The organism is Symbiopectobacterium purcellii, assembly GCF_052050035.1.
Lineage (GTDB): Bacteria > Pseudomonadota > Gammaproteobacteria > Enterobacterales > Enterobacteriaceae > Symbiopectobacterium > Symbiopectobacterium purcellii_A.
Map to the genome: position 1 here is coordinate 5,180,647 of NZ_CP189882.1, position 13,921 is coordinate 5,194,567.

Annotated in this window: 14 protein-coding genes and 3 pseudogenes; 10 read left to right on the top strand and 7 right to left on the bottom strand. The window is 47.3% G+C overall.

What is annotated here, in order from left to right:
• Positions 1-189 precede the first annotated feature (189 nt).
• From ACQGXV_RS35235 to ACQGXV_RS35250, 4 genes are all read left to right on the top strand, one after another.
• Positions 190-1,334, top strand: a protein-coding gene (locus tag ACQGXV_RS35235; protein WP_440867806.1) for an IS3 family transposase whose coding sequence is annotated in 2 segments (ribosomal slippage) — positions 190-412 and positions 412-1,334 — 1,146 coding nt in all. Because the reading frame shifts where the segments join, the coding sequence is not laid out codon by codon here.
• A gap of 9 nt (positions 1,335-1,343) precedes the next feature.
• Complete coding sequence (locus tag ACQGXV_RS35240) at positions 1,344-1,685, top strand: phage antirepressor KilAC domain-containing protein (RefSeq protein WP_440867807.1); 342 nt, start codon at positions 1,344-1,346, stop codon at positions 1,683-1,685.
• Between the two features lie 175 nt (positions 1,686-1,860).
• A complete protein-coding gene (locus ACQGXV_RS35245; protein ID WP_440864602.1) occupies positions 1,861-2,070 on the top strand; it encodes a ParE family toxin-like protein in 210 nt (69 codons plus the stop codon).
• Between the two features lie 146 nt (positions 2,071-2,216).
• On the top strand, positions 2,217-3,173 hold the full coding sequence (locus ACQGXV_RS35250) for an IS110 family transposase (protein WP_440864603.1): 957 nt from the start codon (positions 2,217-2,219) through the stop codon (positions 3,171-3,173).
• 37 nt (positions 3,174-3,210) lie between these two features.
• Here the strand turns inward: ACQGXV_RS35250 and ACQGXV_RS35255 are convergent, their stop codons facing one another.
• From ACQGXV_RS35255 to ACQGXV_RS35265, 3 genes and pseudogenes are all read right to left on the bottom strand, one after another.
• Positions 3,211-3,999, bottom strand: a complete 789-nt coding sequence (locus ACQGXV_RS35255; protein ID WP_440864604.1) for a transposase family protein — start codon at positions 3,997-3,999, stop codon at positions 3,211-3,213.
• Positions 3,977-4,222: pseudogene (locus ACQGXV_RS35260) on the bottom strand (transposase); the annotation flags it as partial. The gene ACQGXV_RS35255 and the pseudogene ACQGXV_RS35260, both read right to left, overlap by 23 nt.
• Positions 4,223-4,432: 210 nt before the next feature.
• Positions 4,433-5,188, bottom strand: a pseudogene (locus ACQGXV_RS35265) (IS5 family transposase); the annotation flags it as partial.
• 36 nt (positions 5,189-5,224) lie between these two features.
• On the opposite strand from ACQGXV_RS35265, the gene ACQGXV_RS35270 reads away from it, so the two are divergent.
• Both ACQGXV_RS35270 and ACQGXV_RS35275 read left to right on the top strand, forming a co-directional pair.
• Positions 5,225-5,590: an IS630 transposase-related protein gene (locus ACQGXV_RS35270; RefSeq protein WP_440864605.1), complete on the top strand. Its 366-nt coding sequence runs from the start codon at positions 5,225-5,227 to the stop codon at positions 5,588-5,590.
• Positions 5,514-6,047, top strand: a complete 534-nt coding sequence (locus ACQGXV_RS35275) for an IS630 family transposase (RefSeq protein ID WP_440862665.1) — start codon at positions 5,514-5,516, stop codon at positions 6,045-6,047. The genes ACQGXV_RS35270 and ACQGXV_RS35275 overlap by 77 nt, the downstream gene beginning before the upstream one ends.
• A gap of 23 nt (positions 6,048-6,070) precedes the next feature.
• On the opposite strand, the pseudogene ACQGXV_RS35280 reads toward ACQGXV_RS35275, so the two are convergent.
• Positions 6,071-6,238 (bottom strand): annotated as a pseudogene (locus ACQGXV_RS35280) (transposase); the annotation flags it as partial.
• Between the two features lie 676 nt (positions 6,239-6,914).
• Here ACQGXV_RS35280 and ACQGXV_RS35285 point away from each other — a divergent pair.
• From ACQGXV_RS35285 to ACQGXV_RS35300, 4 genes are read left to right on the top strand one after another with little or no spacing between them, the layout of a single operon-like run.
• Entirely contained in the window at positions 6,915-7,697 is a 783-nt protein-coding gene (locus ACQGXV_RS35285; protein WP_440864607.1) for a transposase family protein, read from the top strand.
• Between the two features lie 50 nt (positions 7,698-7,747).
• Complete coding sequence (locus tag ACQGXV_RS35290; RefSeq protein ID WP_440864608.1) at positions 7,748-8,959, top strand: IS256 family transposase; 1,212 nt, start codon at positions 7,748-7,750, stop codon at positions 8,957-8,959.
• Entirely contained in the window at positions 8,937-9,131 is a 195-nt protein-coding gene (locus ACQGXV_RS35295) for a hypothetical protein (protein WP_440863855.1), read from the top strand. The genes ACQGXV_RS35290 and ACQGXV_RS35295 overlap by 23 nt, the downstream gene beginning before the upstream one ends.
• A complete protein-coding gene (locus ACQGXV_RS35300; protein ID WP_440864610.1) occupies positions 9,070-9,660 on the top strand; it encodes a hypothetical protein in 591 nt (196 codons plus the stop codon). Before ACQGXV_RS35295 ends, ACQGXV_RS35300 begins: the two co-directional genes overlap by 62 nt.
• A 32-nt stretch (positions 9,661-9,692) precedes the next feature.
• On the opposite strand, the gene adrA is transcribed toward ACQGXV_RS35300, so the two are convergent.
• The 3 genes from adrA to ACQGXV_RS35315 all read right to left on the bottom strand — a co-directional run bounded on the left by adrA (position 9,693) and on the right by ACQGXV_RS35315 (position 13,918).
• On the bottom strand, positions 9,693-10,754 hold the full coding sequence (gene adrA, locus ACQGXV_RS35305) for a diguanylate cyclase AdrA (protein WP_440864612.1): 1,062 nt from the start codon (positions 10,752-10,754) through the stop codon (positions 9,693-9,695).
• 216 nt (positions 10,755-10,970) lie between these two features.
• Positions 10,971-13,139, bottom strand: coding sequence for a YjbH domain-containing protein (locus ACQGXV_RS35310; protein WP_440864613.1), 2,169 nt, complete (start codon positions 13,137-13,139; stop codon positions 10,971-10,973).
• The gene (locus ACQGXV_RS35315; RefSeq protein ID WP_440864614.1) at positions 13,139-13,918 is read right to left on the bottom strand and encodes a capsule biosynthesis GfcC D2 domain-containing protein; all 780 of its coding nucleotides are present in this window, start codon (positions 13,916-13,918) and stop codon (positions 13,139-13,141) included. Before ACQGXV_RS35315 ends, ACQGXV_RS35310 begins: the two co-directional genes overlap by 1 nt.
• Positions 13,919-13,921 lie beyond the last annotated feature (3 nt).

Sequence of the window (13,921 nt, forward strand, 5' to 3'; positions counted from 1 at the left end):
TTATAAAATTTCAACGACTAATTTTTCCTCTCGGAATGCTTTTTATTGTGCTAACTATTTGATTTGTCGTTCTAACAAAATACATTCTCTGTAAATGCATTCTAACTAAAGAAGATGTAAATCAAACGGTTAAATTATTCAACAAAGCCCGTTGAAATTTTATAATGCTTATATAAATCAGTATCTTAAATTATTCAACAAAGCCCCGCCAAATTAGTCCTTGACCAAAATTATACCTACCAGGAAGCCGCGAAAGCCATGAACGTCAGTCTTTCAGCGATTAGCCGGTGGGTAAGAGCCCTTCGTTTAGAACGTCAAGGGAAAACATCGCCTGGTCTGCCATTAACACCTGAACAAATTGAGTTCAGAGAAATGAAGAAAAAAATCCACCGACTGGAAATGGAGAATGCCATCTTAAAAAAGGCTACTGCGCTCTTAATGTCCGACTCACTGAAAAATTCTCGGTAGTTGAAAAGCTAAGAGCGCTTTATCCAGTGAAAGCGCTGTGTCGTATTTTTAATGTTCACCGAAGCAGTTATCGCTATTGGTGTCGACCTAAGGAGCCAGATATTGAGCGGACGATAAAACGTAGCCTGGTCAGCGAAGCGTGGAACGTTAGTGGCGGGTCTGCGGGCGCAAGGACTATCGCCACGATGGTTACCAATACGCACGACGTGAAACTTGGGCGGTGGTTAGCGGGTAAGTTGATGAAAGAATTAACCCTCGTTAGTTGCCAAACAAGAAAACATCAATACAACCGCGGTGGAAATGAACGTATTGATATTCCAAATCTGCTCAATAGGCAGTTCGCTGTTACCAAGCCTGACCAGGTTTGGTGCGGCGATGTAACCTATATTTGGACAGGCGACCGATGGGCGTATCTGGCGGTGGTATTAGATTTATTTGCCCGAAAACCCGTGGGTTGGGCAATGCCGTTTTCGCCAGATTCAGAATTAACAGCCAAAGCACTACAAATGGCTTGGGAACTGCGTGGGCATCCCAAACAAGTCATGTTTCATAGTGACCAAGGAAGCCATTACACCAGTCGTCAGTATAGGCAGACATTTTGGCGTTATCAGATGACCCAAAGTATGAGTCGCAGAGGAAATTGTTGGGATAATAGTCCGATGGAGCGATTCTTACGTAGTCTGAAGACTGAATGGGTGCCAACGACTGGCTACCAAAGCTTTAGTACTGCTCAATCATCCATTATTCGCTACATAACCCATTATTATAGCGATGTCAGACCTCACTGGTATAACGGTGGGTTAACACCAAATGAATCAGAACGGCTGTTCCATCAACAGTCAGGTAGGGTGGCCAAATTTAGTTGACCACTACATATCGCCCTCGAAAGCAAAGTTGAGGAGATGGCCCCAGACGTGAAAGCCCTGCACCGCATCGCCAAATCTGACGGCGGCATGTGCATCACCAACGCCGCCAAGGAGTTACAGGTACGCCCCAAAGATCTGTTCGCTTTCCTCCGTGAGCGTGGCTGGATTTATCGCCGTATCGGCATCAAGAACTGGATAGCCTACCAGAGCAAAATCCAGTCAGGCTACCTCGAGCATAAAATATCACTTATCCCCTGTGACGACGGCACCGACAAAATCCGCGAGCAGGTGCTGGTGACACCGAAGGGACTGGCGAAGCTGTCTCAAGCCTTCTGCCTCGAACCGGCGTAATTAAATGTCCTTTCACCGCCCCGGTAATACACCGGGGTTACATTTTCTTCATCGTTTTTACTAACGAGGACTTTACGCATGCAAAATTTAATATCTGAACATATTTTAACCCTTTCCAGCCGTGAGATTGCCGAACTGACAGAAAAGCGCCATCCAGATGTAAGAGGGGCTACAAATGAAACCTAAAATACCAGTCAGAATAAGAGAGCGTGAGAAGCGATTTAAGCGCTTATACCGTGAAGGACTTATCCACGCAATACGCATACGACGAACCGGTTATTTATCAATACGACTCTCCCTCTACTGGCGCATGTTATCCAAAGATAATGGCCTGAGTTGGAAGACCATGAGCCACGCCAAGTACGACACCCAAATAACACTATAAAAACAGGAGAATGAGATGAACGCATCCCACACATTTGAGAGCAGCGAAGGGTTCGGCAGGTAAGGTGTGGATCCTCGCAGACTTCCGGCATCATTGTGCCCAACACGGGATGCATAAAGCTCCCTGATAACTGGAGTATCCACGACATGAAATATACCCCTGTTGGCGTCGATATCGCAAAACATCTGATGCAGGTTCATTTCATTAATGAACATACCGGTGAAGTCATCGATAAACAGATAAAGCGCGACGCGCTGCTGGAATACTTCAGCAATCGTGAGCCTTGCCTGATTGGCATGGAAGCTTGCGGCGGTTCCCAGCACTGGGCGCGGGAGCTGGAAAAACTGGGGCATAAGGTCAGACTACACCAGGGCAAATTCGTCAAGGCCTTCGTGATGGGCAATAAAAATGACGTGATGGATGCCCGTGCTATCTGGATGGCGGTCCAGCAGCCAGCTAAAGCCGTTGCCGTCAAAACTGAGGAACAGCAGGCAGTACTGTCGCTGCACAAAATGCGCCGCCAGTTAGTGAAGTTCCGCACCGCGCAAATCAACGCGCTACACGGATTGCTGTTGGAGTTCGGCGAAACTGTGCATAAAGGCCGGGCGTCACTGGACAAGGCGATGCCAGAGGTGCTTGAGCGACTTAAGGAAAAGCTGCCACCGTTCCTGATCTACCAGTTTGAAGACCAGCATCGGCGCCTCAATGACCTGGATATGCAGATAGAGGGTATCGAAAAACAGCTTGCCACTTGGGCGAAACAGAATGAGGCCTGTCGGCGGATTATGGACATTCCAGGTCTTGGCCCACTGGTTGCCACCGCAGCAATTACCATCATGGGAGATGCGGGAGCCTTCCGATCAGGACGGGAGTTCGCAGCCTACATCGGCTTGGTGCCAAAGCAAACAGGCACCGGCGGCAAAGTGCGGCTTCTGGGCATCAGTAAACGCGGCGATGCTTATCTGCGGACGCTGTTTATCCACGGAGCCAGGGCTGCGACGCTGCTGGCGAAAGAGCCGAACCCGTGGGTTACGGAGCTGCTGAAAAGGCGGACAACCAGCGTTGCGGTGGTGGGAATGGCTAACAAAAAGCGTGTTGCTTAATAGTGAAATAAGGGTGTTTCGGTGATTGAAGTAAATTTTACGCTGTTCTGAGATGGAAATTCCAAAGACCGGCGCTAAGGAGTAAGAAGGTATCATCAATAAAGGGTCTACGATTCCGTAAAATTTGGGTCATGCAACCGAGGCGCTTGATACCCGCGATGGCGTGTTCAACTGTAATACGGATGCCCGAGATTATTTTATTTTCTTGTTTTTGTTCAGGCGATAAAGGTCTTTTTCGAGTTCCTTTTTTTGGGATTTGTGTATTAGGATGCTGTTTATCTATACCTTGAAAACCGGTATCTGCCCAGATGGTTACCTCAGGAGGAATATGGCGAATTATATCGACTTTATCGAGTAAGCGTTTATCGTGACGGCGCCCATTTTTGCTCATGGGGATAAATCCAATTTGCCTTGTTTCGTCAGTCATAATAAGCCCTTTTCGAGTGGTCTGTCTTTTCTTTCCCGAATACATTTTTTTTCGCCGACGCAGATTCTTAGGCTTTTGGACAGGTCGCTCTGTCCCATCAATAAAGACGTCTTTAACTCCAGGAAAGGCGCGAAAAAATTCCTCAGCAGAGCGAATTTGACGAGCGGGCAAAACACATTCTCGCCCCAAGGTCATCTCTAAAACCGGCAATAATATTTTTACCCAGCGACATACCCGTGTTCTATCTAAACCAAAAAGAAGTCCTTGCAAATCATAGGTCGGATAACATTTTAAATACAATAAAATAAAAAGCAGTTTATCTAATGGGGTTGGGATAAAGAGTCTGTAAAGAATTTTGTGTAAATGGCTCCATTGCTTAACCGGAGATTCGTTCTCCATACATCAACATGAATTGGCTCATAGCAGGTTTCCAGTCTCTGATTGGCAAGGTCCATTTAGCAGAGATATTATGCAAGGCTAGATAGAGTAATTTTATCACCGAGTCATCCGTTGGAAATATTCGTCGCGTTTTCGTTATCTTGCGCAATGAAGCATTTAACGACTCTATCGCGTTGGTGGGCTTTGTTGAATAAATCAGAATTAGCCGACAGGATGACTCCCTCTGCTACACCTGTTATCCGGCTTTGTTGAATAATTTAAGATACTGATTTATATAAGCATTATAAAATTTCAACGACTAATTTTTCCTCTCGGAATGCTTTTTATTGTGCTAACTATTTGATTTGTCGTTCTAACAAAATACATTCTCTGTAAATGCATTCTAACTAAAGAAGATGTAAATCAAACGGTTAAATTATTCAACAAAGCCCTGTTATCCTATCCTGACGCTGTGTGGCATACCCAACAACGTCATACGGTTCAGCGCTTTGACCATCGCTATGGCTTCACCTACTTGAGCCTCATAGTCACGCAGGCTCAGATGGCCACCCAGCAAAGTTTTTATGCGGAACATCGCTGTTTCTGCCACTGAACGCCGGTGATAACCCACTTTCTTTTTCCACATATCATTACTCCCGCTCAGACGCTGATTCGCCACCGCATGGTTACGTTCATGGTACTTGTCCGGCCAGTATTTGGCTCCGCTTCGCGGCGGGATAAGGGGCCTGATTTTCTTTCTTAGCAACGCATCGTGGCAGTAACGGGCGTCATAAGCACCGTCTGCTGACACTTCCCTGATTTTTCGGTGGGTTTGGTTAATCAGGCCCGGCAGTGCCTGCGCATCTGTCGTTCCGCTGAGCGATAAGTCGGCACAGATAATCTCATGCGTCGCACTGTCTGCTGCCAGATGAAGCTTGCGCCACACTCTTCGTCTGTCAGCCCCATGCTGCCTGACTTTCCATTCACCTTCGCCAAAGACCTTCAGACCGGTACTGTCGATGACCAGATGCGAGATTTCACCACGCGTTGGCGTTTTTATGCTGATACTGACGGTTTTTGCCCGCCGACTGACCAGAGAGTAGTCCGGGCAGCGCAGTGGCAGGCTCATCAGTGTAAAAACCGAGTCGACAAAGCCCTGTAATGCCCGGAGCGACAGGTTAAACACGCGCTTTATCATCAAAACCGTGGTATAGCTAAACGACTTAATTTTGATTACATTATTTAAATGAGCTATTCAATTTATTTTAGACGTAAAGTGATATCTACACGGAAAAACGAAGGGTTGAGTATCCGAGAAACAGCGAAGCAATTTCGGATTGGCCCTGCCTCTGTATCGCGTTGGATTAATCAAATAGAGTCAAAAGCATCGACCACGCGTCAGCGAAAGATCGATAAATCCGAGTTGATAAAAGATGTTGAACAATATCCAGATGCTTACCAAAAAGAACGTGCAGAGCGTTTTGGCGTTTGTCAGAAGGCCATTTGGCAAGCGCTTAAAAAGCTGGGATTGACCTATAAAAAAAACTCTACGTCATCCGAAAGCCGACGAAAACGCCCGGCAGGGATTTCAACAAAAAAAACAACAGTATGAAAAAGAAGGCAAACCTATTGTTTTTATTGATGAAAGTGGTTTTTCACACGATGCCCCACGGACTCACGGCTATTCCCCAAAAGGTCAACGGTGTTTTGGCCTGAAGAACTGGGGAGCTAGGGGAAGAACAAATGTTATCGGCGCTTTATTAGGCACAACGCTGTTTGCTATCGGATTATTTGATATCAATATTAACAGCGATGTTTTCTATGCCTGGGTCACACAAGTCCTTATCCCAGTACTCCCTAAAAACAGTGTAATCATGATGGACAATGCCACTTTTCACAAAAAACATAATATTCAACAAGTCATCATCGATGCAGGGTATATGGTGGAGTATTTGCCTACATATTCGCCAGATCTTAACCCAATTGAGCATAAATGGGCACAAGCAAAAAGCAAAAAAAGAGAGATGGGTTGCGATACAGAGAGTTTGTTCTCAGTCCATATGGTGTAATCAAAATTAAGTCGCTTGGCTATAACAGCCATATCGGTGTAGTAAAGCGGCCGACCACGACCTTCAGGCGAAGAACTGTCAGTCCATGCAGCGATGGCCGACTCATCAAGCCAGACCGTCAGGGAGCCGCGTTGTCTGAGTGCTTTGTTGTAGGTGGGCCAGTTGGTGATTTTAAACTTTTGCTTTGCCATGGGGAGCTGCTATCGGGAGCGATGATAGTGCTTTGATCCGGCGATCCCCTGAAAGTTCGATTTATTCAACAAAGCCGACCGCCACCACAACGTTCACAAAAAACCATCATGATAAGCACGGCTTTGTTGAATAATTTAACCGTTTGATTTACATCTTCTTTAGTTAGAATGCATTTACAGAGAATGTATTTTGTTAGAACGACAAATCAAATAGTTAGCACAATAAAAAGCATTCCGAGAGGAAAAATTAGTCGTTGAAATTTTATAATGCTTATATAAATCAGTATCTTAAATTATTCAACAAAGCCGATAAGCACTATAGCCAACCGACTTAAAAATGATTACATCCTATGCCCTGATATGCGGCAAAGAAGCATAGCTGGCTGTTATCAAAATAATGTCGCTTGGCTATATCACTTTACGTCTAAAATCAATTGAATAGCTCATTTAAATAATGTAATCAAAATTAAGTCGTTTAGCTATATTGCAACATCGACACTGCTGCTGTCTTTCAGGGCACGTTTTGCTGACAGCTTGACCTCCGCTGTCAAACTTGCGGACAAAACAAAATCCCCCAAGCACATCGCCTTTAAACTAGTTGCTGAATAGAGACTTGCATTTTTTGTCAGGCTATTGAGAATAAAAAGAGATTTAACTTAGAGAATAAAGGTTTGAAATGATCAACAAAGAGCGGTTGTTACGAGATAATCGTTTATGTAAAGCAATCATTGGATTATCAGTCGAAGAATTGAAAAATTTAGCCGCTGAATTTTCAGCTTGTTATTTGATTTATCGGAAAAAGAATCGAAAAGATCACGAGCGGCAGATGGGTGCAGGGCAGAAAGGATTTATCCCAACCCCATTAGATAAACTGCTTTTTATTTTATTGTATTTAAAATGTTATCCGACCTATGATTTGCAAGGACTTCTTTTTGGTTTAGATAGAACACGGGTATGTCGCTGGGTAAAAATATTATTGCCGGTTTTAGAGATGACCTTGGGGCGAGAATGTGTTTTGCCCGCTCGTCAAATTCGCTCTGCTGAGGAATTTTTTCGCGCCTTTCCTGGAGTTAAAGACGTCTTTATTGATGGGACAGAGCGACCTGTCCAAAAGCCTAAGAATCTGCGTCGGCGAAAAAAAATGTATTCGGGAAAGAAAAGACAGACCACTCGAAAAGGGCTTATTATGACTGACGAAACAAGGCAAATTGGATTTATCCCCATGAGCAAAAATGGGCGCCGTCACGATAAACGCTTACTCGATAAAGTCGATATAATTCGCCATATTCCTCCTGAGGTAACCATCTGGGCAGATACCGGTTTTCAAGGTATAGATAAACAGCATCCTAATACACAAATCCCAAAAAAAGGAACTCGAAAAAGACCTTTATCGCCTGAACAAAAACAAGAAAATAAAATAATCTCGGGCATCCGTATTACAGTTGAACAGAGACTGTAAAATAATCTGTGTAAATGGCATTTTGAGGAAAACCTTCAAAGGATAACAAAATGCCTATCAGCAACGAACTTATTGACCAACTGCTTCAAGATTGTCACTCCCCTCAGGATCTGCTGGGTGAATCAGGCCTACTCAAGGTGCTGACTAAAAGACTGGCGGAACGGGTTCTTGAAGCTGAGATGGAGATGCACCTTGGGTATGCTAAGCATGACCCGGCTGGTAATCATTCAGGCAACTCACGCAATGGCAAGACATCCAAGAGCGTACGTAGCCAAAATGGGGAGATCGAGCTCGATATTCCGCGCGACCGCAACAGTACCTTCGAGCCGACACTGATCGGTAAGCACGAAAAACAGCTTAACGGCTTCGATGACCGCATTATTTCTCTCTATTCCAGAGGGTTATCAACCCGTGATATTCAGGCACACTTTAAAGAAGTCTACGGGGTCGATGTTTCCGCTGGCTTCATTTCTCAAGTGACCAATGCTGTGATGGATGAAGTTAAGCGCTGGCAGCAACGGCCGCTGGATGCGCTTTATCCCATTGTTTACCTTGACTGTATTGTTGTCAAAAGCCAGGACGGCGGAGCCGTGGCCAACAAGTCTGTTTATCTGGCCCTCGGCGTCAACGGCCAGGGCGAAAAAGAGCTGCTGGGGCTATGGATAGCCAAAACTGAGGGGGCCAAGTTCTGGTTATCTGTGATGACAGAACTGAAAAATCGTGGGCTAAAGGACATCTTCGTCGCCTGCTGCGATGGCCTGAAAGGCTTTCCTGATGCCATTGAAGCTGTTTACCCGCATACGCGGGTACAGCTCTGCATTGTGCATCAGGTGCGGAACTCGCTGCGCTACGTCGGCTGGAAAGAGCGTAAGGCCGTTGCTGCTGACCTGCGCACCATCTATAGTTCCGCAACGCTAGAGGGCGCTGAAGAGGCCCTGGATGCCTTCGCGGCCAAATGGGATGAACAGTTCCCGACGATCAGCCCGTCGTGGAGAAATAATTGGGAACGTCTCATCGTCATTTTTGACTTTCCGCCGGAGATCCGCAAGGTTATCTACACCACCAACGCGATAGAGTCGTTAAATGCTTCATTGCGCAAGATAACGAAAACGCGACGAATATTTCCAACGGATGACTCGGTGATAAAATTACTCTATCTAGCCTTGCATCATATCTCTGCTAAATGGACCTTGCCAATCAGAGACTGGAAACCTGCTATGAGCCAATTCATGTTGATGTATGGAGAACGAATCTCCGGTTAAGCAATGGAGCCATTTACACAAAATTCTTTACAGACTCGTTGAACACGCCATCGCGGGTATCAAGCGCCTCGGTTGCATGACCCAAATTTTACGGAATCGTAGACCCTTTATTGATGATACCTTCTTACTCCTTAGCGCCGGTCTTTGGAATTTCCATCTCAGAACAGCGTAAAATTTACTTCAATCACCGAAACACCCTTATTTCACTATTAAGCAACACGCTTTTTGCAGAAACACTGCTTAGGATAAAAAGGGCGGCACCCGACAGCCATCTGGAGTCACTGACGCGTTTCAAGACGTATCCCTACAGCTATTTACGCTCGTATCAACAACGCATTCGGGAAGATAAGTACCAGCAACTTGGCAATGCGCTCGATCGGGTTAAGGAGATACGGCGATTTTTAGACGGTGTTTCGCCAACAGAAAAAGCAACACCCGCCCCGGAAGTCAGATTACGCCGTGAAGTAAACCAGCATCTGACACGATCCTATGGAAATTCACCGGGCATTTACGCAACAAAAGCGGCTATTTATGCCATCAGTCAGCATGTCGATCAAAAAAAGCGAACGGTAAACCTAGAGAACTTCACACGTCTCACCACGGATATTCACACCATGATTGATGCGGAAAAACTCCTAGGAGAGATAACCAACCAGATTATTAACTTCAAAATCTACCACCGGCTGAACTCACTGCCGTAGCCAGCACCATTGCATATCATGATGGTGAGGCGTTAGGCCACTTCGGTACGACCACGCCCTTTGTTTTTCGCCATATAGAGTGCGATATCCGCCGCTTTGAGCCAGTCATGATAGTGGTTCATGGTCGGGCGATATTCTGCTACGCCGACGCTGATGCGAATCCCCAACTTTGGCGTTTGCGTTAAGCGCTTAGCGGCCAAACGAGTACGAATGCGGTTAATGATTTCAACCGCATCTGTTGCTCGCGCCTCAGGCAAAATCACCGCAAACTCGTCCCCCCCGAAGCGACCAATCACATCGGTCGCGCGCAAACCGTTACGCAACTCTTCCGTCAAAAACAGGATCGCTTCATCACCCACATTGTGACCAAAACTGTCATTGATGGTTTTGAAATGGTCGATGTCGATCAGCGCCAATGTAGAGGGTTCATCAATGTGGCGACAAATTTCATATTCGTTGTGCAACAACTGCTCCCAGTGATGGCGGTTATAGACGTTGGTCATACCATCGTGGGTACTCATCAACATCAATCTGCGCTTATGTTCAGCCAGTTTGGTTGCCGTCACATACGTCACATAGCCAAGTGCCATCGGATAAACGAGCAACATGGGCAAACAAGCGTAGAGCTGAGTGGGTGTCGTCACTAAATCGATGCGGTGTGCGTTGAGGCCTGCGACCAGGGCAGCGATGAGCAGTTGCAAGCTAACGCACTGGATAAACAAGCGGATGCCTCCCCCGGCCATACTATTCATGCCTACCATGGCGATGATAATGACGCTGGGCAACACGTTGAGCCCCATCATACCGATCCAGAATCCACCATTAACGACATCCACCAACAAATTCCCTCGCTCAAAGCGCATAGGATCGGCGGAACGTGTAGACAGGTAATAGGCAAGATAGGGCCACACAAACACATTGAGAAAAAGCAGTACCCATACCCAAAACGGCGTGGTTTTTGTCACCAACACGGAAGCGATAAAGAGGGAGCACAACAGCGTACCGATAATACGCGGCAGGAAGACCCGCTTGGAAAAGCGTATCCTAGAAAGACGAGAGTCCACTGTCAATAATGTAGGCGATTTAACAGACATGACGCCTCTCCCATTCCATTGCATCAAATGGGTGAACAGTATGACCTAAATCATGCCATTCGCCCCGTATTAACGCAGTTAATTTGTTATTTATATCGTTACCTGAAATACACAAAACGTCTACTGTGAGCCGACAATATTCCTTTCTCAGATAAAAATAATGCGGCCCTACTCCGAAGAGTAAGGCCGCAGGTTAATGCCTTCCAGGTATTACTGCTAACGGATTTCACCAGCCACGCCGTAGAGACCGTTACGCCGTTGCAGCATCTGACCGCCATCACGCGACAATGGAGTCCAGCCGACAACACCGCGTTTCACCGTCGGTTCGGTAAACATCAGATCGAACGGAATAGAGATATAGAAGCCCTTGGTAAAGCTGCCTTCGCCGTAGTCTTTGCTGCTAACATCGGTTTTGGTGGCAAACACCCCGGCGGTGATGCCGCTGTCAAAGCGACGCGACAGATCGACCGTGACGCCATAGTCTCCCGCCAGATAGCGCCCGACGCTGATTTTGGCAAACGATCCTTCAACATACGGCATTTCCCAATACGCGGTAAGGTGCCCGGTCACCACGTCATAATCCGCAGTGCGCATAATATCATTCCAGTCACGCTGCTTGACGTAGTTGACATCCAGCCCCAGCGCCCAACGCTCGCCAAACGGACGGTATAACACTTCTGAACCAACGCCCGCGTACATCATTTCCAGATAACCGCCATACACCTGGGTATACCAGTCAGTTGCCGGGTTATCCATGCGCGTCAATTGCAGGTTGGTCAGCAGCAGGTCGGAAGAGGTTACGTATTCACGAATTAAGGTTCTGACGCGCGGTAAGCTACTGTCATTGGGTGGTGCTTTGTAATTGAAGCGATCGTAGTTATTGATCAGGTTCAATGACGCGGCACCACCGACAGACCAGTGATCGCTCAGACGATAATCGGCACTGCCGTTGAGAGCGACCTGATACATGTAGAAAGATTCAGCGCCACCGACAGACTGCGTCAATGCGGGTTCTAACGAGTAAGTAAAGCGCGATGGCTCGCTGCGCAACACTGGCTGCCCATTGATATCAGAAACGGGCTCTGCACGGTGGCTCACTGGCTCCTGCTGCCCTAACGGCGTTGAGGCTGTTTGCACCTCACGGAATGCTTTGGCATCCACCGCTGTGCTCTCTATCGGCAAACGCTCGTTACGGCGTACGATGTGGTATTCCCCTACGCTCTCAGGCACATGGTTTGCTAAAACGGTAGCAGCACGCTGATTAGCGTCATGTTTATCGCGGTATTTCTCTTGATCGGCAACGATAGTAACCTGTTGGGCATCAACATAAATATCGGCATCGCTGTAACCGGCTTTCTCATTCATCTCACGCGCCACTTGCTGCCAGTTGGTTCCATTATCAGAACGAACGGGCGCATAAACAGGTGGAACATCTTCCGGATGCACCGGGCGCAGGTCGTTAAAGTTGGTGCGCAGGCTAAAGCCCCACATCAGGGTGTTGCCACGCTGCCAGGAAAGCGTGGTATCTAAAAAATCACTGACACGGTAGACCATACCGATATTGAAGGGGGAGTCTTGTTTGATTTTCCCTTCTGACTTTGCGCGAAGAGCAATATTATATGAAGCTTCGTTGCTGTAATCATTGCCATCATATTCCAGCTTAAAGCGTAAAGGATTCCATGGGGTTTGGTATTCTATCCCGCCAAACAGCGCAGCGGGGCCGTGGAAAAATTTCCCTACTTCAAATTGCCCACCGCCCGTTTTAAAGCTGCTGCTACGTTGGCAAAAACTGGCTTTAAATTCACAGGCCGGGTTTTTGATATTGCCGCTCTCAGCCATATTGCCCCAGCCAATACCGAGCGTAAAATCAAACGGCCCCATGCGCTTGCTAGCCACCAGATATTCACTATCAAACAGTCCGGTACCCGCAATATCACGCAATCCCAAAGAGACATCCGGCAGCCACGCGCTTTCCTGCCACAACTGAGCCTTAAGATCGAAAGCCTTATCTTTATAGCTTTGATTGCCGCTAAAATCAGTATTGTTGCTGTAAGCTCGCGTGCGAATGTCAGTATAACGCATCGTGGTTTCCAGCCAATCAAACAGTTGCATCGATACAGAATAACGCCGGTATTCATCATTATCGCGGTAATTCAGGTTGAATTCACCGCTGCGCGTCATGCGCGCCGTCGGCATTTGCAGCAACCCGGTGCCGCCGAAATCTGACTGCGATATACCTGCGCCATCAAACCGGGTATTCGAGTTAGTGACATATTTAAGACTATCACTTTTCTGGACGACATCCTGCGCCATAGCCTGACCACTCAGTACGCCGCCGATGGCCAACGACAGACAGCCTATTTTAAATCTTCTGTTCTTCGTCATTAGTGTGGAATCCGGTTAGCCAGAAAATCAGCAATTTGATCGTTCAGAGACGCAAACTCGTTGGGCAATACGCTGGGATCGAAACCAATAAACAGCGTTTCACCCGCCGCAGGTTCGATATGCTGTTGATTCCACAGTGCCAGTGGCACTTTGCGCCATGCACCTTGCCCATCGATAAGATAGCCGAAATCCTGGTTAGCCCCGGCCAGAAAGCGACGTTCCAGCACATAATCTCTAACCATCCCGCCGGATTGCAACGCCACATCGCCCACGGTTTTCAGCTCCGCAATATCAGGATCGGTATTAATTAATCCAGCCAGGGTAAAGCGGGATGCCAATGGTGCAATATACAGCGCATAGTCGCCCACCAACGGGCGGTTAAGGCGTGGATTGACACGAATCCGGTCAGGGTCGAGCGGCGTTAAGATTCTCCCGGCCACATCGACCTGATCCAGCATTTTGCGCATCAGCCAGGCGGAAATCGCCAGATCGCCATCACCAGAGTTACGCCAGCGTGTTTCCAACTCGGCCAGTGATTTACGCAGCGCTTCTGCCTGCGCATAGACTTTTTGCGTACTGGCATAATCAGAAATCAATGCGGTGCGCCAGTTAACGTCAGTGGGAAACGCCACCTGCTGATAAAACGCCGTCAGCCGGGTACCATCGGTTTGTTTCACCACCGCCAGCGTTTGCTGCGGGGTTTTTACCGTTAACTGTGCGGCCTGTACGCCCCCCGCAGTTAACAGTATCAGGAGCGCCATACGGGAAAATGCCAACATGTC

Bases quoted from the DNA above. Each gene is read 5' to 3' on its own strand.
- ACQGXV_RS35245 (WP_440864602.1), top strand. From the start codon at position 1,861: ATGAAACCTAAAATACCAGTCAGAATAAGAGAGCGTGAGAAGCGATTT.
- adrA (WP_440864612.1), bottom strand. From the start codon at position 10,754: ATGTCTGTTAAATCGCCTACATTATTGACAGTGGACTCTCGTCTTTCT.
- ACQGXV_RS35310 (WP_440864613.1), bottom strand. From the start codon at position 13,139: ATGACGAAGAACAGAAGATTTAAAATAGGCTGTCTGTCGTTGGCCATC.
- ACQGXV_RS35285 (WP_440864607.1), top strand. From the start codon at position 6,915: ATGATCAACAAAGAGCGGTTGTTACGAGATAATCGTTTATGTAAAGCA.
- ACQGXV_RS35250 (WP_440864603.1), top strand. From the start codon at position 2,217: ATGAAATATACCCCTGTTGGCGTCGATATCGCAAAACATCTGATGCAG.
- ACQGXV_RS35295 (WP_440863855.1), top strand. From the start codon at position 8,937: ATGGAGAACGAATCTCCGGTTAAGCAATGGAGCCATTTACACAAAATT.
- ACQGXV_RS35315 (WP_440864614.1), bottom strand. From the start codon at position 13,918: ATGTTGGCATTTTCCCGTATGGCGCTCCTGATACTGTTAACTGCGGGG.
- ACQGXV_RS35255 (WP_440864604.1), bottom strand. From the start codon at position 3,999: ATGGAGAACGAATCTCCGGTTAAGCAATGGAGCCATTTACACAAAATT.
- ACQGXV_RS35290 (WP_440864608.1), top strand. From the start codon at position 7,748: ATGCCTATCAGCAACGAACTTATTGACCAACTGCTTCAAGATTGTCAC.
- ACQGXV_RS35270 (WP_440864605.1), top strand. From the start codon at position 5,225: ATGAGCTATTCAATTTATTTTAGACGTAAAGTGATATCTACACGGAAA.